Here is a 19,496-nt window from a genome sequence, read left to right as displayed (position 1 = left end):
TTATGCTAAAAAAGGTATCCTCAAATACTTTGAGGATACCTTTTCACCTTTATTATCTCTGCTGTTTTCTACCTAATACGAGTAATCCAAAACTCATCATTACAAGAAGTGCTCCCATATATGGTTCCACAGGCATTTTCTGCCCTGTCTTCGGTAATTCTTTTTCAGGTTTCTCTGGATTCGGTGTCCCTGGCTTTTCTGGATCTGGTGTTCCAGGTTTTTCTAGATCTGGTGTTCCAGGTTTTTCTGGATTCGGTGTTCCAGGTTTCTCCGGATCCGGTGTTCCAGGCTTTTCTGGATCTGGTGTTCCAGGTTTTTCTGGATCTGGTGTTCCAGGTTTTTCTGGATCTGGTGTTCCAGGTTTTTCTGGATCTGGTGTTCCAGGTTTTTCTGGATCTGGTGTTCCAGGCTTTTCTGGATCTGGTGTTTCTGGACCTGGTGGTGCTAAATGATTCAATTTGTTTAATACTTCTAATTGAACTGCATTTATCATTCCATTTGTAATTTCAAATGGAATTGGATTAGTTAATTTTTCATATCCCTTTGGTGCTTCTACTTCTACTAGTGTGTAGTTACCTACAGATACATCTGTGATTTTTGCCTTTCCATCTTTATCTGTTGTTACTTTCACTACTACTTTTCCCTTTTCATCATGAACTTCAAACACAGCTCCTGATAAGACTTCCTTGCTTTCAGCGGCCATTTTTGTAATCTCCACTGAACCTTTGTCTAACTGTTCGTTCTCTACTTTCAATGATAAGACTTTTGTCATACCTTTTGTAATTTCGAATGATACTGGTTCCGTTAACTTTTTGTAACCTGGTAAGCTCTTCGTCTCTACTAATTTGTATTTTCCTACTGATAGATCTGAAACGTTTGCTTTTCCTTCTTTATCCGTCGTTACTTTCGCAACTACTTTGCCTTTTGAGTCACGTACTTCAAATACAACATTTTCTAATGGTGTTTTACTGTTTTTATCTATTTTTGTGATTTCTACATTCCCCGTATCTACCATTTCATTTTCTACAGTGAACGCTAAAGATTTTGTCATACCTTTTGTAATTTCAAATGGTACAGGCTTTTCTAATTTTTTGTAGCCTGGTAAACTCTCTACTTCTACTAGCTTGTACTTTCCTACTGATAAATCTGAAACTGTTGCTTTTCCAGCTTTATCTGTCGTTACTTTCGTTACTACCTTGCCTTTGTCGTCTTGTACTTCAAAGACTACACCTGCTAACGGTGCCTTATTATCTTTATCTATTTTTGTAATTTCTACATTTCCCGTATCTACCATTTCATTTTCTATGTTTAATGATAGAACTTCTGTCATACCTTTTGTAATTTCAAACGATACTGGTTCTGTTAATTGTTTGTAGCCTGGTAAGCTTTCTTTCTCTACTAATTTGTACTTTCCTACAGATAAGTCTGAAATTTTTGCTTTACCATTTTTATCTGTTTTTACTTCTGTTACTACTTTTCCTTTGTCGTCTTGTACTTCGAAGACTACGCCTTCTAATACTTTTTGACTATCTTTATCTACTTTTGTGATTTCTACTGAACCTTTGTCTAACTGTTCATTCTCTACTTTTAATGATAAGACTTCTATCATACCTTTTTTAATTTCGAATGATACTGGCTCTGTTAGCTTTTTGTAGCCTGGTAAGCTTTCTTTCTCTACTAATTTGTACTTTCCTACAGATAAGTCTGAGATTTTTGCTTTACCATTTTTATCTGTTTTTACTTCTGTTACTACTTTTCCTTTGTCGTCTTGTACTTCGAAGACTACGCCTTCTAATACTTTTTGACTATCTTTATCTACTTTTGTAATTTCTACTGAGCCTTTATCTACTAATTCATTCTCTACTTTTAGTGATAAAACTTCTGTCATACCTTTTTTGATTTCGAATGATACTGGTTTCGCTAGTTTTTTATATCCTGGTAAGCTTTCTACCTCTACTAGCTTATATTTTCCTACTGGTAAATCTGAAATTGTTGCTTGTCCTTCTTTATCTGTCGTTACTTTTGTTACTACTTTGCCTTTTTCATCTTGCACTTCGAATGTTACGCCCGCTAATACTGCGCCACTTTCTTTGTCTACTTTTTTAATTTCTACTGAACCTTTATCTAACAGTTCGTTCTCTACTTTCAATGATAAAACTTTCGTCATACCTTTTGTAATTTCGAATGATACTGGTTCCGTTAACTTTTTGTAACCTGGTAAGCTCTTCGTCTCTACTAATTTGTACTTTCCTACAGATAAGTCTGAGATTTTTGCTTTACCATTTTTATCTGTTTTTACTTCTGTTACTACTTTTCCTTTGTCGTCTTGTACTTCGAAGACTACGCCTTCTAATGCTTTTTGACTATCTTTATCTACTTTTGTGATTTCTACTGAACCTTTGTCTAACTGTTCATTCTCTACTTTTAATGATAAGACTTCTATCATACCTTTTTTAATTTCGAATGATACTGGCTCTGTTAGCTTTTTGTAGCCTGGTAAGCTTTCTACTTCTACTAGTTTGTAATTCCCTACAGATAGATCTGAAATTTTCGCTTTTCCTTCTTTATCTGTTTTTACTTTCGTTACTACTTTGCCTTTTTCATCTTGCACTTCGAATGTTACGCCTTTTAATAACGCGCCACTTTCTTTGTCCACTTTTGTAATTTCTACTGAGCCTTTATCTACTAATTCGTTCTCTACTTTTAGTGATAAAACTTCTGTCATACCTTTTTTGATTTCGAATGATACTGGTTTCGCTAGTTTTTTATATCCTGGTAAGCTTTCTACCTCTACTAGCTTATATTTTCCTACTGGTAAATCTGAAATTGTTGCTTGTCCTTCTTTATCTGTCGTTACTTTTGTTACTACTTTGCCTTTTTCATCTTGCACTTCGAATGTTACGCCCGCTAATACTGCGCCACTTTCTTTGTCCACTTTTGTAATTTCTACTGAACCTTTATCTAACTGTTCGTTCTCTACTTTCAATGATAAGACTTTTGTCATACCTTTTTTAATTTCGAATGATACTGGTTCCGTTAACTTTTTGTAACCTGGTAAGCTTTCTTTCTCTACTAATTTGTACTTTCCTACAGATAAGTCTGAGATTTTTGCTTTACCATTTTTATCTGTTTTTACTTCTGTTACTACTTTTCCTTGCTCATCTTGTACTTCGAAGACTACGCCTTCTAATACTTTTTGACTATCTTTATCTACTTTTGTTACTTCCACATTTCCCTTGTCTAACATTTCGTTTTCTACTGTTAAAGCAAGAGATTTTGTCATGCCTTTTTCAATTTGGAAAGTAATCGGATCTACTAATTGTTTATACCCTTTTGGTGCCTTTACTTCTACTAACTTGTATGTGCCGACTGATAAATTAGTAACTTGTGCTTGTCCTTTTTTATCTGTCGTTATTTTAGCGACTACTTGTCCTGCTTCATCTTGAATTTCAAAGACTGCATCAGCTAAAGCATCTTTATTTTCTTTATCTACTTTTGTAATTTCTACATTTCCTGTATCCACTAATTCATTTTCTACAGTCAATTGTAATGCTGTTACTCTACCCTTTTCAATTTCGAATGAAATTGGCTTTTCTAGTGGTTTGTATCCTGCCGGTGTTTCTACTTCTACCAACTCATACTTTCCAATAGATAAATCTGAAACGTTTGCTTTTCCTTCTTTATCCGTTTTTACTTTCGCAACTACTTTTCCTTTTGAATCACGTACTTCAAATACAACATTTTCTAATGGAGCTTTACTATCTTTATCTATTTTTGTTATCTCTACATTCCCTGTATCCACCATTTCATTTTCTACTTTTAATGATAGAACCTCAGTCATGCCTTTTTTAATTTCAAATGATACTGGTTTTTCTAACTTTTTATAACCAGGTAAACTTTCTACCTCTACTAATTCATACTTTCCTACAGGTAAATCTGAAACATTTGCTTTTCCTTCTTTATCTGTCGTTACTTTCGTAACTTCCTTACCCTTTTCATCTTGTACGATGAATGTTACTCCCGCTAACGGTGCTTTATTATCTTTATCTATCTTTGTTATCTCTATATTTCCCGTATCTACCATTTCATTTTCTATTTTTAATGATAAGATCTCGGTCATACCTTTTGTAATTTCAAACGATACTGGCTCTGTTAATTTCTTATAGCCTGGTAAACTTTCTTTCTCTACTAATTTGTACTTTCCTACTGATAGATCTGAGATTTTTGCTTTACCATCTTTATCTGTTTTTACTTCCTTTACTACTGTTCCAGCTTCATCTTGCACTTCAAAGACTACGCCTTTTAATGCTTTTTTGCTGTCTTTATCTATTTTTGTAATTTCTACTGAACCTTTATCTAACTGTTCATTTTCTACTTTCAACGATAGGACTGTTGTCATACCTTTTGTAATTTCGAATGATACTGAATCTGTTAGCTTTTTGTAGCCTGGTAAACTTTTCGTCTCTACTAATTTGTAATTCCCTACTGATAAATCAGAGATTTTTGCTTTACCATCTTTATCTGTTTTTACTTCTGTTACTACTTTGCCTTGCTCATCTTGCACTTCGAAGACTACGCCTTCTAATACTTTTTGACTATCTTTATCTATTTTTGTAATTTCTACTGAGCCTTTGTCTAACTGCTCATTTTCTACTTTTATTGCTAAAGCTTTTGTCATACCTTTTTTTATTTCAAATGGTACTGGTTCTGTTAGCTTTTTATAACCCGGTAAGCTTTTCGCCTCTACTAATTTGTACTTTCCTACTGATAGATCTGAAACGTTTGCTTTTCCATCTTTATCTGTTACTACTTTTCTTACTACTTCATCTTTCTCATCTTGGACTTCAAATTCGACACCCGCTAATACTGCTCCGTTTTCTTTGTCCACTTTTGTAATTTCTATATTACCTTTGTCTACCATTGCATTTTCCACTTGTATTGGGAATATGCCGTCCCCTGTTACATTTACTTCGAACTCTGCTTCTTTTAATTGGTAGCCTTCAGGCGCTTTCGTTTCTTTTAAAATATATTTCCCTGGTGCTAACGGTTTAGAGATTGCCTTACCATCTTTATCTGTAACAATATGTTCGACTACTACACCGTCTTTTACTATATCAAACTCTGCATTTGCTAATGGTTTTTCACCATTTTCCGAATCAATTTTCTTTACTTCAATTTGACCCTTTTGCATAGTATTTTTAATTTCAATTGTTTTTGTTTCTCCAGCTTGAAGTGTAACCTCTACTGGTTCTTTTAATTTTTGATATCCTTCTGGTGCTACTGTTTCATAAACTTTATACGTTCCAGGAGCTAAAGTTTGAGGTACTGAAAAACCTTTTTCGTCCGTTTTCAGTTTTGCAACAACTTCATTTGCACTATTTCGAACTTCAAATTCGGCACCTTTTAACCCTTTGTTCGGATCCTCAGAATCTATTTTATGAATCGATACTGTACCGTCTTTTGGAGCTTCAGGCGGCGTAATAGTTACTTCTTTTGATGTTAATGTTTTATCATCAAAATGTAATTCCGCTTTATTAGGAATCTTCTTATCTACGTAAGAAGATAAGTCTGCATTATTTTTAATTTTCGCCTTGATACTAAGATTGATTCTCTGGTCTTCATATGACTTATAGTCAAAATTCTCACCAAACGTAAATGTTACTTCACTTCTTTGCTTATCTATCTTTAACGTCCCTTTAGAAGTAATATCTTGGCCATTTTGATCATACACTTTTGCCTCTAATACTTCTAAAACATCTTCTAAATCATCACGAATTACCATTGATGTGTATTTAGGAGGATCGTTCGGTATATGTGTACCAACTTGGTATTGAATCACTTGATCCATTTGTGTTAGCTGCTCATTCTCTACAAGCTTGCCATTCTCATCAACTATATTTTTTTCAATACTAGGTGGATTATTGTCACCTGAACCGGATCCTCCCCCACCACTTACAAATACTTGTCCTACTTTTTCTTCAGTTTTAATATTTTTACCTTCTAATTTCACAGTATTTTTATGAGGCTTTGCAGAAGGATTAGTAATCTTTGTTTTATATCTTAAAATATAACCTTTTGAACTGTCTGGAAACTCAATTGTAAATCCAGCCTTTGTTGCATTAATTTTAATGTTAGATAAATCTGCTGGCTTAATATTTGTTGGTGCATAACCATCTTCAAATACAGCCTCTTCTAATACTACGCTGTCTGTAATTAACTCATGCCCAGGTCCTAATGTATCTGTTAATTTAAGATCTTGCATTTCTGTTCCAGTTGCATTTACATATACAAGCCAATCAGCAATCGAAGGATCTTCTTGATTATAAGAACCCCATTTCAATAGATTATCTGTATTGGGCTGTGGCTTCGGTCTCTCTGTCGTATTACTTACATTTACTTCTTTATTGACGATTTGACCATCAACGTTAAATTCTAATGGAATTTCTTTAACACCATCATATGCTTCTAGACCAAAGTAGAATTCTACGAATAAAGAACCTTTAATGTTATTCTTTCCTTCTACGTAATCACCCATAGTACACGTTAATAGACCCTTTTTCATCTCACATGTACCAACTGTTTTTCCTTCAGCATCTTTTAAAGGAAAACTCATATTCATAAGGTCTTTTCGAAACTCTTTTGGCATATCAATTGTGAATTGATCTCCACTTTTTATTTTTTCTTTAGCTGACCACTTCACTTCTACTTTCATACCATCTGAGGCTTGATACGGTTCAGATGTCGTGCCATCAGTACGGGAAATATTAATTTCGTCCACTGGACTTTTCATCACAGCAGCTTGAATAACTGGAGCCCACACATTCAGCACTGAAAATAATACTAGAAAAACTAATGAAACCATTGAAATATGTCTTTTAGTACTTTTCATTTGCATAGTTCCCTCCTATTTTTTATATTTATATAACAAAAAAAGACCGTCCAGTTGCATCAAAAATGTGCAACCAGACGATCTTAGTAACCAATATGTATTACCGTAGACTCTAAGCTTTGCGGCCTATCCTTTCGAATAGTGTGCTAAAAATATCTTTTATTCTTTTTTTGTTTCATTTTCCTCTTAAACCAAATATTACTATACCGTCTGGACGGTTATAATTCAATACTCTATAAAATTGTTCTATTTTTCTAATAAAAAAAACAATTCACCACTACATTAAAGAAGCAATGGTGAATTATTTTCGTATTATATAGTTCGCATATTCTATTTATATGAATTACTAATAAGAGCTTGAATCACTTTTTCTCTTAACTCGGGGCTTAGTCTGCCAACCCCTAAATATTCCGAATACCATAATCCATCTGCTGCTAATCTAATAATTGTTGCACAAACTGAATCTATCTCATCATTTTCTATATTCTTTTGCAGTTGCTGAAATGATTGTTGTAATGGCTCAAGTAATTCAGGTTTTAACATGAATGCTGCCATCATACTACTAGATAACTCTTCTGTTCTTCTCTCATTATTTAATCTTTCCTCTACAAAAGAGCGAACCCATCTCCCTTTCCTCTCTGAGTCTTCCGCTACTTTATTGTAAATGGCCCCTTCATAATCCTCTACCCCTCTGACTATCATACCTTCTATTAAAGCTTCTTTATTTGAAAAGTGATACAATAACCCACCTTTACTTATACCCGCCTCTTTTGCCACTGCTTCTAAGGTTAATTTAGCAACCCCTTTACATTGCACAATTTGAGAAGCGGCCGCCAAAATCTTTTGCCGCGTTATGCTTATACTCATTCCTTTTTAAAACCCCATTTCTACTAAATTTATATAAATACGAATCTTATTTTTAATATTGTTGATTACTACTAAGTATTTTCTTTATACAACAAAAGCTTCATTACCTTTGAATTTTTAGTTACTTATTCTATTAAAAATTTCCATATCATTCAATATGATAACATTAAACACACAAAGTTGACTATACATCTATACTTTTGTATTTGTTGAAAATATATCCATTAATAAAATTTACCAATTTAGTCCTTCTTATTACTTTATAAGACGGCAGTAATTCTTTCAGCACTATATAAAAAATGTTATTACTCCCATTGAATTGAGTAATAACATTTTACTTAACAAATTCGCTGCCAACTAGCATCCTTCACATCTTCACTAGTCGGTTTTCTAACTAATCCAATAAAACATTCCTCGCAAGCACCAAATGCAATAAAATTTTTCTGTGCTTGTCTTAACGAGACTTCATTTGCACCGCCTTCAAAGTCAGGATCGTTAAACTGTACCTCATCATCTTCCCAGTAACATATATTACAAATTTCATATGTACCTGGTGGTTCTTCTTCTATTGTTCTATACCCGCAGCACGGACATGTATATTTCATTCTGTTACTCCATTATTCATTTCTTTTTTCTCCCATATATTCCGGCCCATAAAGAATGTAACAGCGCAAATCATAGTTATTACCATGAAAGTAGTATTAGAATCCTCATATGTAGTTGGAATCCCAACCGTTACAGAAACAATACTAAAAGCTAAAAGTAGATATAATAATAAAGATATAATATAGCTGAGTTTAAATCGTAAAATGATACCTCTAAACAATAGCTCACCAAGTAGACAGCCACCTAAAATAATAGGTACTCCGAAATACAATGTAAGGACTCCCATTTGCGCAGTAGATTGAATTATCTTTCCAATTATGTTCGGCGAAACCAGCTCACTATTGTTTCCCATCCTATCATATAAATCAAGTGCTGTTGCTGAAATAAAGAAACTTAATATAGAAAATGAATACGGTATTAAAAATTTGCTCACTCTCATTCACCTCGCTTTTTTCTTTACATATATTATTCATTATTTTCGCATAAAAAAATAGCCCGTCTTCCGCGAAAGACGAGCCGTTCCACTTAATTCTCACTTAACTTCTTCTTATACCAATCCTGCATTCTCTCCGCATCTTCTACTCTCGTATGCTCTATTTTGTAACTAGATGATGCACTCGAAAACTTATACGTACATAAATCCGCACGGCGCTGGAAATATGATTGTGTCTTCTCCATTGATTGGACGTGTCTTCTTCTAATAAGTCCTGTATATTTTCCGACGCTACGATAGACAAGTGTAATTTGTTCTCCGTTAACACTGTAACCATTTGTTTTAAATGTTGCGTATCCAAGTGTAAAGATAAGGATTGCGAGCGGTAATAATGCCCACATGATGTAATACTTTTCAAAGTATATGCTTATTCCAGTAAGCGGGATTGCGAGCATAGCGAAAAAGATGAAACTATCAATGAGATAACGGCGCAATGCTGCTTTTGGTAACGAAGTAATATTTGCATTCAGTTCGTATGGTAATTGTAAATGCGCGAGTAACTGTTGCACTCGATCTTTTCGAATGATAGGATGCAGTGTAACTTTTTCTTTTTCGTCATCCGTTCCCTTACTTTGAATGACTTCTACTTGCACAGCACAATAACCGAACGGTTGGCGTAAAATACCTTCTTTTATCGTAATCCCTTGAATACGGTGCAATTTTAGTACGAGTTCTTTTTTCTCCAGTAATCCTTGCGAAATACGGACTTCGTCATTTCTTCGATTCACTGTGAAATCTCCATGTTTTAGCGCATAACCAATTGTCGATATAATCCACGAAAGGACGAGCAAAATGGCTATCATAAAAATCCAGCCATATATATCATGTTCCATTACATACGACTTTACGCTATTCTCTATCCATTTCGGAATGTACTCATCTACTTGGTGATACACAAAAAAGATTAATGAGAATAATAATCCAAATTGACCAGATGTAACAGAGGCTATTAAAATCTCTTTCCACGTTAATTTGTATTCTCTCGCTTGTTTTTCCTCTGTAATGATTTCTTTTACTTCTACTTCTTCTAATGTTTTTTCTACTTTCAATTCTGAAGCCGACTCATTTAACATTGCGATAAGCTCTGTCGCTTCTTCTACCGTAATTCCAGCTAAGCTAACTTCTGCTTCATCGCCTCCGCCAGCTGTTTCAATCTGAATTTTTTTCAAACCGAGCATTTGATATAGTACGTTAGAACTTGTATTAATCGTTTGAACACGTTCTTTATTTAAGTAGCTCTCCTTTTTCACAAAGAGACCTTGTTTCACATGCAATACGTTATTTTCAACCCAGTATGTTGTGTAATACCATTTTTCAAACGCTGAAAAGACGGTGAGTAAACCGAATGCAGCGGGAATTAAATACCAAAACGGGAACTTTCCGTTTAAGCTAAACATGAAAATAATGAGTGGTATAAAGTCTGTTATTTTCAACTCTAATAACATCGTGATTGGATGCTGCCTTTTATACATCCTCATCACTCACTTTCGCTAATTCTGCGATTTTCGTTTTCAACATTTCAGCTTCATACATCGTTAAACCTGGGATGCTATGGGAAGTTGCTGCTGTTGAAATGTGTAATTCTGCTAATCCGTATTTTCTCATAATTGGCCCTTGTTCAATCGTTACGTGCTGTACACGAATCATCGGCACTAATACGCGCTTAACAACGAAAAGGCCATGCTGAATTTCAAGTTCTTCTTCATTTAGTTGGTAGCTGTAATAACGTTGACGTAGTTTCGGAAACGTAAAGTAATCAAACGGTGTATATACGATTGTTAATCCGATGAGCACATAGAAAATCCAAGCCCACCAATTAAACTTAATCATAAAGAAAAGATATGCAAAAATGACTATAATACTGATTCCTAGCTCAATTAAAGAACGCGCTTTCCACACCTTGACCATGTCAGGGTGAATTTCATTTTTCAATGGATCCATGTAACCACTCCAAATCTAGTAATCTAATATATGAATACTCTCAATCTATATTTTACGTAACTTTACAGAAAATTGGAATTTAATCTTCTTTCTTCTCAGGAATAAAATATCCGAACCAAAGTAGCCAAATGAAACCGATTAACTTCATCCAATTTCCATCCGCTTGAAAAGCTTCAATCATACCTGGTATTTTATAAACCCCAATAAATCCAAGAAAACCGAGCCACCAGTTTTTTTGCATTTTCATTTTTACTCCTCCTTCATTACGTTTTTCACATTTCGAATCCAAATTTCTTTATACTTTAACTGGAATCCCATGAGCATATAGTTGCTCATATTATCGATCACGAGCGCTAGCGTATGAGCATTTTCTTCCGTTTCATGTTGTGACACAACGCCCAGTCTCGCGCCTTTCTTCAATAAATCGTGGAAACCATGCAAAAAATCCTCTTGTATTTCAAATAAACGTTTCTGATACTTTTCATTTCGTGATGCAGTTACGATAAATTCATTGATAACGCGTAGTATTCCTTCTTGTCCTTCATACTCAGAGAGCATATGTAAACCATCTGCGATTAGCTTTTCTGCAAAGTTTTCTTTCGTATACTGCTCTTCATTAAAGTACTTTGTAAAATGATAATCAGAAAAAATCTCTTCAAATAAAAAATCAACTAACGCTTCTTTAGAAGAAAAATGATAGTAAATAGCCGGTTTTGAAATACCTACCTCTTTCGCAATCATGGAAAGACTCATCTTCTCAATGCCGTGTTCTGCCATAAGTTTAAATGATGCCTCTACAATGTTCTGCGATGTTTGTAAATTCTTCGTCATACTGTACCTCACTTATTTTTACTTACCGGTCGGTAAGTAAATTATAAAACAAAACGAAATGATTTTCAATTTAGTTAGCACTACAGAAGGTATTTATTGGAAAATACAGAAAGTTATAAAGTAAAAGCAACATATAACAATAAGGAGGATATCATATGGGACTTGGTGGTAATGGCGGTAGTGGTGGTAATGGCGGCGGTGAAGCGGGACAAGCTGGTAAGAGCGGATTTTCATTAATCATTGTACTTTTTATCGTATTGATTATAGCTGGAATTAGCTATATCGGACTTAGCTTCTAAGAAAAGGCGTCCTACATTACATATGTAGGACGCCTTGTTTTTAATCTCTATTCAGCAATCGCATACGATAACAATTCATCGTCACTTCTCCAAGCCTTTGCAGTAATTGATAGTTCGCATATGCGCCGACCGGGGCGCCGATTACCGGGACGAGCTGAAGCATTTTTGCTAAATCGATATAGTCTCGGTATTCTGTTTGGAACTTTTCCCAGTCCATATGATTTTCTTTTTCTGTATCCCACGTTTCGATTGCTTTCCATATTTCTTTTCTGTGATCGTCACTTGAAAAGGCAAGTTGGAAAACATGAAGGATAAAAAGACGCTCTTCTTGTTTACTCGTATCAAATCCGTACAATGTCGCTGCATCGAATAAAAATTTAATTTTAATTGTAAGTAAAAGCGGAAAGTCAGCAAGACCGAGGAGAATACCACCAGCTCCAGTCCCTGCTCCTTCTGCCGCTGCTATTTTTTTGTACTCATCCATTTTTTTACGAACTTCATCGTCACGTCTTTGCAGTGACCATGTCGTCTCTTTTAGCTTCGGCTTTATAAAGTTTGACCCGGCGCTAATCGTTTGCACCATCATACGAATCGTCTCTGTTAGTACCTTTTGTACTTTCGCCGGAATGAGCTGTTGCACCTTCGTCTGCACTTTTTTGGAGAACCGTGTCATCATAGAAGAATCTTTCATGAATGTAGCTTTCCACTGCTCCAATTCTTTTATAACCTTCTCTTCGTATGTAATCATAGGTTCATTCCTTTCAATTTAAACGCTCAATGCGCTTCGCCCCGTATTGGTAAACGAAACCGATACTAAATAATATGCTTACGATAAGTAAAATTCCTGTCATCATGAAATCTTTCGTTGCTAGTGCAAATATAATTGTAAATATAACGCTACCTGTAATAAGAATTGCATTTAATAAAGTAAGAAAATCTTTCTTCTTCTCTTCTCCGCCTACTGGGTACAAATCAAGCCAAATTTTCATGCGGTGATGTTTCCATAAAGTTAATAGCTGATAACCGATTAAGTATAGGAAGATAAGGCTTACGATAAATCGTCCATATAAAAACGGAATGAAGTAAAGAATAACTCCGCCTAGAGCGAGCAGGCGCACATATAAGCCAAAATAATTACCAGATCTTAAGAACGTTCTCGTATATAAGTATAAATATGTACGCTTTTCGCCTATCATCGACAGAATGAAATCTAGCCATTTTCTGCGGGCTACTCTTTCTTTTAATGCTGGTACATCAACGAACATATTCGCAATGCGGTACAGCAGCATCATCTTCTTACCTTCTTCGGAAATTAAATACTCCCAGTTTAGTGGCTTTCCTTTGACCATTTGATGCATGATAGCAAGGTATAACACCATGAGAAGGACGATTCCACCAATGAAAAGAACTGAAGTACGTTCTACAAGGAAATATACAAATAAACCGTTTAGGATAAAACGAATAAACCAATCAGCCCTTTGTATATTTTGATCTGTTAAAAATGACTTTTCCCACGCTATAAATAAATTCCACGCTTTTACAATGACGAATGCGAGTACGATCCATATGTAGCCAGCACCTGTTTGCTTCATTTGTTGGAAGTATAACGGGGCAAGCGCAGCTGCTACAATTGCGATTATGTATAACTGAATCATAAATGTAAAAAGAAATGCCTTTGTGAAGTAAGGTTTTAACTTTTCTTCAACTGGCAGTAAGTAAACGAGATCCGCTTCTTTTAATAACGTTTGAATGGATCCAGCCGTTAACACGAGTCCAATTAATACTGCCATTACGAGCGCAGTTGGAAACGAAGATGTTAACGTTTGTAACCATTGCTGGTAATAATACGCTCCCGCACCGATGATGAACACGAAAATAAATTTCAAATGATCATTAAATACGTATTTACTATATGTACGAACTTCTTTTAGAAATTGACGAAATCGTTCTTTCCATAACGCTGTGCTATTCATAATCTTCTTCCTTCGTTAATGCAATGTAAATATCATCTAACGTTGCACCTGGCATATTAAACTGTGATTGCAGTTCAGATAGAGTTCCCTTCGCTCTTACTTCACCTTGATGCAAAATAATGAACGAATCACAGTAACGCTCTGCCGTCGCTAAAATATGTGTGCTCATTAAAATACCGGCACCACTCTTTTTCATTTGGTCCATCATTTGAAGAAGGGATTGAATCGCTAACGGGTCTAATCCAACGAAAGGTTCATCTACTATGTAAAGAGATGGCTCCACTAAAAATGCGCTCATAATCATTACTTTTTGTTTCATCCCTTTTGAGAAATGAGATGGAAACCATTTTAAACGATTTTTCATACGAAACTCTTGTAGTAGTTGTCCTACACGTTCTTCATATTGTTTTTCATCCACGCCATACGCCATAGCTGTTAATTTCAAATGCTCTTCTAACGTTAATTCATCATATAATACCGGCGTTTCCGGAATAAATGAAAAGCTAGAACGGTACGCTGTCATATCATCACGAATTGTTTTCCCATTAATTGTGACAGTTCCTTTTTTCGGTTCCATTAAACCGATAATATGTTTAATCGTCGTACTTTTACCAGCTCCATTTAAACCGATTAAGCCGACAAGTTCGCCTTTATTAACAGAGAACGAAACGTCTTTTAATACAGGTCGTTTCGTATATCCTCCTGTAACATTTTCTACACGCAATAACTCGCTCATACGACACCACTTTCTTCATTAGTATTCATTCTATATTCATCTTACCAAAAATTATGCTGTACTACATAGTATCCATGTACTCAAAAAAAATTTTTAAATTTATTAGCATATAATTTCCCGAAAGCGGACATCATAATTATTGAAGAAGGAACACATTGAAAAAGCAACCACCAATTGATGAGTACAACAACATAGTGAAGTCATCATGAAATGGGGTGTCCAAGTTGGACAATGAAATTTACACATAACCAGATCATTTGTTTCATTTTCGAAACGGGGTGTCTCTGAAAGAGCATATACTGTTTTAAAAAATAAACAATTTCATTTTAAAAAAGATTGCAATTCATTTCACTTGAAAATGGGGTGTCTACGGCAGAAACTTTAGCCGATTTACCGTGCATTTCTTAAATAAATGAGGTGTCTGCGAAACGTAAATTACGATAATGCTTTTTCAATCCCTCTTTAGAAAACAGGAAGCTGAGTCAGCTTCCTGTTTTTCGTGTTTGTTCTCTTATGTAATTATGGTAAAATACGGCTAAGGATATTTGAAAGGATGAGATCAATGAATCATACAGCAGACAATTGTATTTTTTGTAAAATCATTGACGGGCAAATCCCTTGCTCAAAAGTATACGAAGATGAACATGTGCTTGCATTTTTAGATATTAGTCAAGTAACAAAAGGACATACTCTTGTTATTCCGAAAGTTCACAAACAAGACATTTTTGCGTTAACGCCAGAAATCGCATCACATATTTTTTCTGTCGTTCCAAAAATCGCAAATGCGATTAAAGCAGAGTTTAATCCAGTTGGCTTTAACCTACTTAACAATAACGGTGAAAAAGCTGGACAAACTGTGTTCCACTTCCACCTTCATTTAATTCCACGCTACGGTGAAAAAGATGGTTTCGGTGCTGTTTGGAAATCACACCAAAATGAATACACTATGGAAAATTTACAAAACATCGCAAGTACAATTGCAAATAGTGTGAAATAATGACACTATAAGAAGGCGTAATACATAACAAGCCACTTCCCTGAAGTCATCAAATTCCGCATGGCTTGTTTCTTTACTTAAAATGCTCAGGGATGATTGTTTGTGCATAGCACATATAAAAAAGATATGCATATTTTTCCATCATGAATACGAACAAAAAATAAGGAGGCCTCCTTTTATGTCAAAAGCTAAATCCTTTATTACAGGTGTTATTTGCGGCGGAGCAGTTGCTGGACTAGCTGTTCTTTTCTCAACTCCTTCTTCTGGTAAAGACATGCGCGGCAAGTTAAAAGAAAAAGGAAATGATATTAAAAAGACTTTAGCTGATATTACAGCTGATACGAAATTATTAAAACGTCAAATCGTTGAAACTGCTTCAGAAGGTAAAGAAGTGTTCCAAGAATTAAAAGACGATATGCACGATACACTTTCTAACTGGAAGCAAGATATTTCTCAAAACAAGCGCCATATTGAGAAAGAAATTTTGGACATCCAAAAGTCAATTGAGAAACTACAAGAAGCTGTTCCAGAAAAAGCGTAAACAAATTCCTGCTTAGTTTTTTGCATATAACAAATATTTTTTATATAAATTGACCTTGACACGGCATGTCGTATAGATATGCCGTGTTTTTATGCATTTACAATATATGTTATCACTTAACATGTAAGGACAACGTATGTATTCATGACTCATAAAACGCTTCCATAGTTATGCATGATTTGTATAGAATGTCATTTTGTTAAAAAATTTTCACAATTCTTACAAAAAGACTTTATTAATTTTTATTTTACTGGCATAATAGATAGTAATGAAAAAGAATGTTAAAGTGGGTGAGTAAATGAAAAGTGGAGAAAAAGATTACTCGGTAAAAGAAGCGATGATTTTCAGCCAACGCATTGCTCAATTATCGAAAGCGTTATGGAAATGTGTAGAGAAAGATTGGCAGCAGTGGATTAAACCTTACGATTTAAATATTAATGAACATCATATTTTAACAATCGCTTATCATTTAAAAGGGGCTTCTATTTCTGAGATTGCTAAGTTTGGAGTTATGCACGTATCAACGGCATTTAACTTCTCTAAAAAGCTAGAAGAACGCGGCTATCTTGTATTCTCAAAAAAGGAAGATGATAAACGAAATACGTACATTGAAATTACAGACAAAGGGGAAGAATTACTACTTCGCTTAATGGAGGAGTATGATCCTGAAAATAATTCAGTGTTTAATGGGGCTCTTGCACTTCGTAATTTTTATGGGAAGTTCCCAGAAAATATCGAACTGATTGCAATCCTGCGTAATATTTACGGACAAGACTTTATCGATATTTTTGAGAAATCATTAGAAGATATTGAAGAGAACTTTACAGAGTCCGATCAAAAGTTAGTTAAGAAATAATCTATTTATTTTTTCGCAATCATGCTTAAGAATTCATTCATAAGCGGCTTAAATAAACCTTGTTTTGCTAGCGCTTCCGCAGTTTCGTGTACTTCGAGCTGATGTGGAAGCGCTTTTTCAAATTGATCTAACAGCGCATCGAACAAAAGAAGCCCTTCTGCTTTCTCCACTACATATTGATCGTTCAGTTTTTCACAAAGATTTAGTATACGTTCAATATCTTTTTTACGAGCTTTTTTCTTTATGATTAAAGAATAAAATGGACACTTCTCTTCATCAATCATTTTAAATAGTAGGTCTACATAGTATTCAGCTTGTTCTAATCTTCTAACAACGTCCATTTTCTCCCTCACTTTCTAACACAAAGTCTTCTATTTCTGAATTTTGTAACACGAACAAAATATCGTGTGATACAATATATGTATATGTATTTTAGCCAAAAGGAGGTCTCGCCTCATGACACTTATAACAGTTGTTTTTGTCGCATTCGCACTTCTTGTTATATTTTACACGAATTTCATGACACATACACTGTGTGAACGAAAACAAATAGCTGCGAGCCGCCAGCCCGGTGTCTTTCGGGTTATTAATGTATGTATAACAATTTTATTAATTTCTAGTTATATAGAAATTATATTTCATGGAAAGTGAGGAAGGAAAGCCCCTTCCTCACTTTTTTCCTCTATAAGCAAATTATACCTACAATAACCAATAAAATAAACAGTACAAGTAATAAAATAAGTTGAGAATTCATCCCCATCCCCTCCTCTATTCTGTATATGCGGCATACGCCCAATATGGCACACTTTCAAAATCTGACACGTGCTGGTTAATTTTTCTTTATCAATATGAAAACGGTTCGAAATATGATATATTAAATTTTGTACATATTGCTTATACTATAGAACAAAACATTCATCAAAACTTTATCCTCAGCCTCGGTAAGCCCTGTTAAGCGCGCTTTACCAATATAAAAAAGCAAAAGTATCAGTGAGACTTAATCGGGCTCTTATGAATCAAAATTCATTGGTGTAGGATAAATTAAAAATACATAATAGTAGGAGTGTTTATCGAATGAAGAAAGCTATGCTTGCCTTAGCCGCAACAAGTGTAATCGCATTATCAGCATGTGGAACATCATCATCAGACAAAATTGTTACATCTAAAGCTGGTGACATTACAAAAGAAGAATTCTACGATCAAATGAAGACACAAGCTGGTAAACAAGTACTAAACAACATGGTTATGGAAAAAGTACTTATTAAAAACTACAAAGTTGAAGACAAAGATGTAGACAAAAAGTTCGATGAAATGAAAAAACAATACGGTGATCAATTCGATACACTATTAAAACAACAAGGTATTAAAGAAGAAACTATAAAAACTGGTGTGCGTGCTCAATTAGCTCAAGAAAAAGCTATCGAGAAAACAATCACTGATAAAGAACTAAAAGAAAACTACAAGCCTGAAATTAAAGCAAGCCACATTCTTGTAAAAGATGAAGCTACTGCGAAAAAGGTAAAAGAAGAACTTGGACAAGGTAAATCTTTCGAAGAGTTAGCGAAACAATACTCTGAAGATACTGGTTCAAAAGAAAAAGGCGGAGACCTTGGCTACTTTACTGCTGGTAAAATGGTTAAAGAATTCGAAGATGCTGCTTACAAGCTGAAAAAAGATGAAGTAAGCGAACCTGTGAAATCACAATTCGGTTACCACATCATTAAAGTAACAGACATTAAAGAACAAAAACCATTTGATGAAGTAAAAGGCGACATCAAAAAAGATCTAGTTCAGAAGAAAGCACAAGATGCTGCATTCATGAATGATCTTATGATGAAAGAAATCAAAAAAGCTGACGTAAAAGTTGACGATAAAGATTTAAAAGATCTTTTCGAAGAGAAAAAAGCTGACGATAAAAAAGAAGAAAAGAAATAATGAAGTAAAAAGCTTGGGCTTAGGCCCGAGCTTTTTTATGTATCCTCTTCGTTAACGAAAGTTTATTTTTTCATTCGTTTAACTAAAACCATCTTTTATGCATTTCACTTAAAAACATTTCTGTAATTTTAAATCCAGAACTTTCTCCTATAATAGAGTCAATCCCGCAATGCGGACAACTGCTGTGTTATCATCATCCCACCACTCTGTAATTTTTTTTGGATGAAAAATTTCTAAACAATAGAAACAACCACATATAACATCCTTTTCTAAGTGCTTTCTATTACGAGAACAAAAACGATGCGCTTCCTCAAAATATTTTTGCATCAGTATCCCCCTATTCCTGATTTTCTTCTTTGCTTTACTTACATTCTCCTCAATAAAATTGCAATTCTTCCTTAAAGAAAAACACAAAAAAACCTTGATCCACGCCACGCAGAACCAAGGTTTATCTTATTATCATTGATTAAATTCAAAAACTATGTTAAATTAGTACAGAAACACGTTTTCTAAAACTAAAGGAACGTATTTA

18 protein-coding genes, 1 pseudogene and 1 riboswitch are annotated in these 19,496 nt (G+C 34.6%); of the genes and pseudogenes, 6 read left to right on the top strand and 13 right to left on the bottom strand.

All coding sequences use genetic code 11. The features are described from left to right. Nucleotides 1–52: 52 nt before the first annotated feature. The 8 genes from M1D73_RS05455 to M1D73_RS05420 all read right to left on the bottom strand — a co-directional run bounded on the left by M1D73_RS05455 (nt 53) and on the right by M1D73_RS05420 (nt 11,627). On the bottom strand, nt 53–6,895 hold the full coding sequence (locus M1D73_RS05455; RefSeq protein ID WP_481157998.1) for a SpaA isopeptide-forming pilin-related protein: 6,843 nt from the start codon (nt 6,893–6,895) through the stop codon (nt 53–55). Between the two features lie 59 nt (nt 6,896–6,954). After that, a riboswitch (cyclic di-GMP riboswitch) is annotated at nt 6,955–7,047 on the bottom strand. Nucleotides 7,048–7,219: 172 nt separating this feature from the next. Next, nucleotides 7,220–7,756, bottom strand: coding sequence for a TetR/AcrR family transcriptional regulator (locus M1D73_RS05450; protein WP_121868503.1), 537 nt, complete (start codon nt 7,754–7,756; stop codon nt 7,220–7,222). 338 nt (nt 7,757–8,094) lie between these two features. After that, the gene (locus M1D73_RS05445; protein WP_000877835.1) at nt 8,095–8,361 is read right to left on the bottom strand and encodes a CPCC family cysteine-rich protein; all 267 of its coding nucleotides are present in this window, start codon (nt 8,359–8,361) and stop codon (nt 8,095–8,097) included. After that, on the bottom strand, nt 8,358–8,801 hold the full coding sequence (locus tag M1D73_RS05440; protein WP_080350299.1) for a hypothetical protein: 444 nt from the start codon (nt 8,799–8,801) through the stop codon (nt 8,358–8,360). Before M1D73_RS05440 ends, M1D73_RS05445 begins: the two co-directional genes overlap by 4 nt. Nucleotides 8,802–8,887: 86 nt before the next feature. Beyond that, entirely contained in the window at nt 8,888–10,327 is a 1,440-nt protein-coding gene (locus M1D73_RS05435; RefSeq protein WP_103621852.1) for a PH domain-containing protein, read from the bottom strand. Beyond that, nucleotides 10,320–10,796: a PH domain-containing protein gene (locus M1D73_RS05430; RefSeq protein WP_000371345.1), complete on the bottom strand. Its 477-nt coding sequence runs from the start codon at nt 10,794–10,796 to the stop codon at nt 10,320–10,322. Before M1D73_RS05430 ends, M1D73_RS05435 begins: the two co-directional genes overlap by 8 nt. Before the next feature lie 79 nt (nt 10,797–10,875). Then, nucleotides 10,876–11,043 (bottom strand): hypothetical protein, encoded by a 168-nt coding sequence (locus M1D73_RS05425; protein WP_000783813.1) that lies wholly within the window; start codon nt 11,041–11,043, stop codon nt 10,876–10,878. Nucleotides 11,044–11,045: 2 nt separating this feature from the next. Next, complete coding sequence (locus tag M1D73_RS05420) at nt 11,046–11,627, bottom strand: TetR/AcrR family transcriptional regulator (RefSeq protein WP_121868502.1); 582 nt, start codon at nt 11,625–11,627, stop codon at nt 11,046–11,048. A 155-nt stretch (nt 11,628–11,782) separates the two neighbouring features. Between M1D73_RS05420 and M1D73_RS05415 the strand changes: the two genes are divergently transcribed. Beyond that, the gene (locus M1D73_RS05415) at nt 11,783–11,926 is read left to right on the top strand and encodes a YjcZ family sporulation protein (protein ID WP_000522758.1); all 144 of its coding nucleotides are present in this window, start codon (nt 11,783–11,785) and stop codon (nt 11,924–11,926) included. Between the two features lie 40 nt (nt 11,927–11,966). Here M1D73_RS05415 and ecsC read toward each other — a convergent pair whose 3' ends face one another. The 3 genes from ecsC to ecsA are packed head-to-tail and all read right to left on the bottom strand — an operon-like array spanning nt 11,967 to nt 14,635. After that, complete coding sequence (gene ecsC, locus M1D73_RS05410) at nt 11,967–12,674, bottom strand: ecs operon protein EcsC (RefSeq protein ID WP_000634142.1); 708 nt, start codon at nt 12,672–12,674, stop codon at nt 11,967–11,969. 13 nt (nt 12,675–12,687) lie between these two features. After that, on the bottom strand, nt 12,688–13,899 hold the full coding sequence (ecsB, locus tag M1D73_RS05405) for an ABC transporter permease EcsB (RefSeq protein ID WP_086692731.1): 1,212 nt from the start codon (nt 13,897–13,899) through the stop codon (nt 12,688–12,690). Beyond that, the gene (gene ecsA, locus M1D73_RS05400; RefSeq protein WP_001292603.1) at nt 13,892–14,635 is read right to left on the bottom strand and encodes an ABC transporter ATP-binding protein EcsA; all 744 of its coding nucleotides are present in this window, start codon (nt 14,633–14,635) and stop codon (nt 13,892–13,894) included. The genes ecsB and ecsA overlap by 8 nt, the downstream gene beginning before the upstream one ends. Before the next feature lie 562 nt (nt 14,636–15,197). On the opposite strand from ecsA, the gene M1D73_RS05395 reads away from it, so the two are divergent. The 3 genes from M1D73_RS05395 to M1D73_RS05385 all read left to right on the top strand — a co-directional run bounded on the left by M1D73_RS05395 (nt 15,198) and on the right by M1D73_RS05385 (nt 17,029). Further along, on the top strand, nt 15,198–15,632 hold the full coding sequence (locus M1D73_RS05395) for an HIT family protein (protein WP_001016835.1): 435 nt from the start codon (nt 15,198–15,200) through the stop codon (nt 15,630–15,632). Between the two features lie 178 nt (nt 15,633–15,810). Then, nucleotides 15,811–16,173, top strand: coding sequence for a YtxH domain-containing protein (locus M1D73_RS05390; protein WP_000030300.1), 363 nt, complete (start codon nt 15,811–15,813; stop codon nt 16,171–16,173). A 298-nt stretch (nt 16,174–16,471) separates the two neighbouring features. Next, complete coding sequence (locus tag M1D73_RS05385) at nt 16,472–17,029, top strand: HTH-type transcriptional regulator Hpr (protein WP_000834924.1); 558 nt, start codon at nt 16,472–16,474, stop codon at nt 17,027–17,029. Between the two features lie 5 nt (nt 17,030–17,034). Here M1D73_RS05385 and M1D73_RS05380 read toward each other — a convergent pair whose 3' ends face one another. Then, nucleotides 17,035–17,370: a YhaI family protein gene (locus M1D73_RS05380; protein ID WP_000383653.1), complete on the bottom strand. Its 336-nt coding sequence runs from the start codon at nt 17,368–17,370 to the stop codon at nt 17,035–17,037. 115 nt (nt 17,371–17,485) lie between these two features. On the opposite strand from M1D73_RS05380, the gene M1D73_RS05375 reads away from it, so the two are divergent. Beyond that, the gene (locus M1D73_RS05375; RefSeq protein WP_000172690.1) at nt 17,486–17,680 is read left to right on the top strand and encodes a hypothetical protein; all 195 of its coding nucleotides are present in this window, start codon (nt 17,486–17,488) and stop codon (nt 17,678–17,680) included. 423 nt (nt 17,681–18,103) lie between these two features. Next, nucleotides 18,104–18,964, top strand: coding sequence for a peptidylprolyl isomerase PrsA (prsA, locus tag M1D73_RS05370; protein WP_000710058.1), 861 nt, complete (start codon nt 18,104–18,106; stop codon nt 18,962–18,964). 82 nt (nt 18,965–19,046) lie between these two features. Here the strand turns inward: prsA and M1D73_RS05365 are convergent. Further along, nucleotides 19,047–19,291 (bottom strand): annotated as a pseudogene (locus tag M1D73_RS05365) (cytoplasmic protein). Nucleotides 19,292–19,496: the final 205 nt, after the last annotated feature.

Source organism: Bacillus sp. PK3-067, from assembly GCF_056738645.1.
The sequence above is the reverse complement of the archived record's forward strand: the minus strand, read 5'-3'. Positions and strand labels throughout refer to the sequence as shown.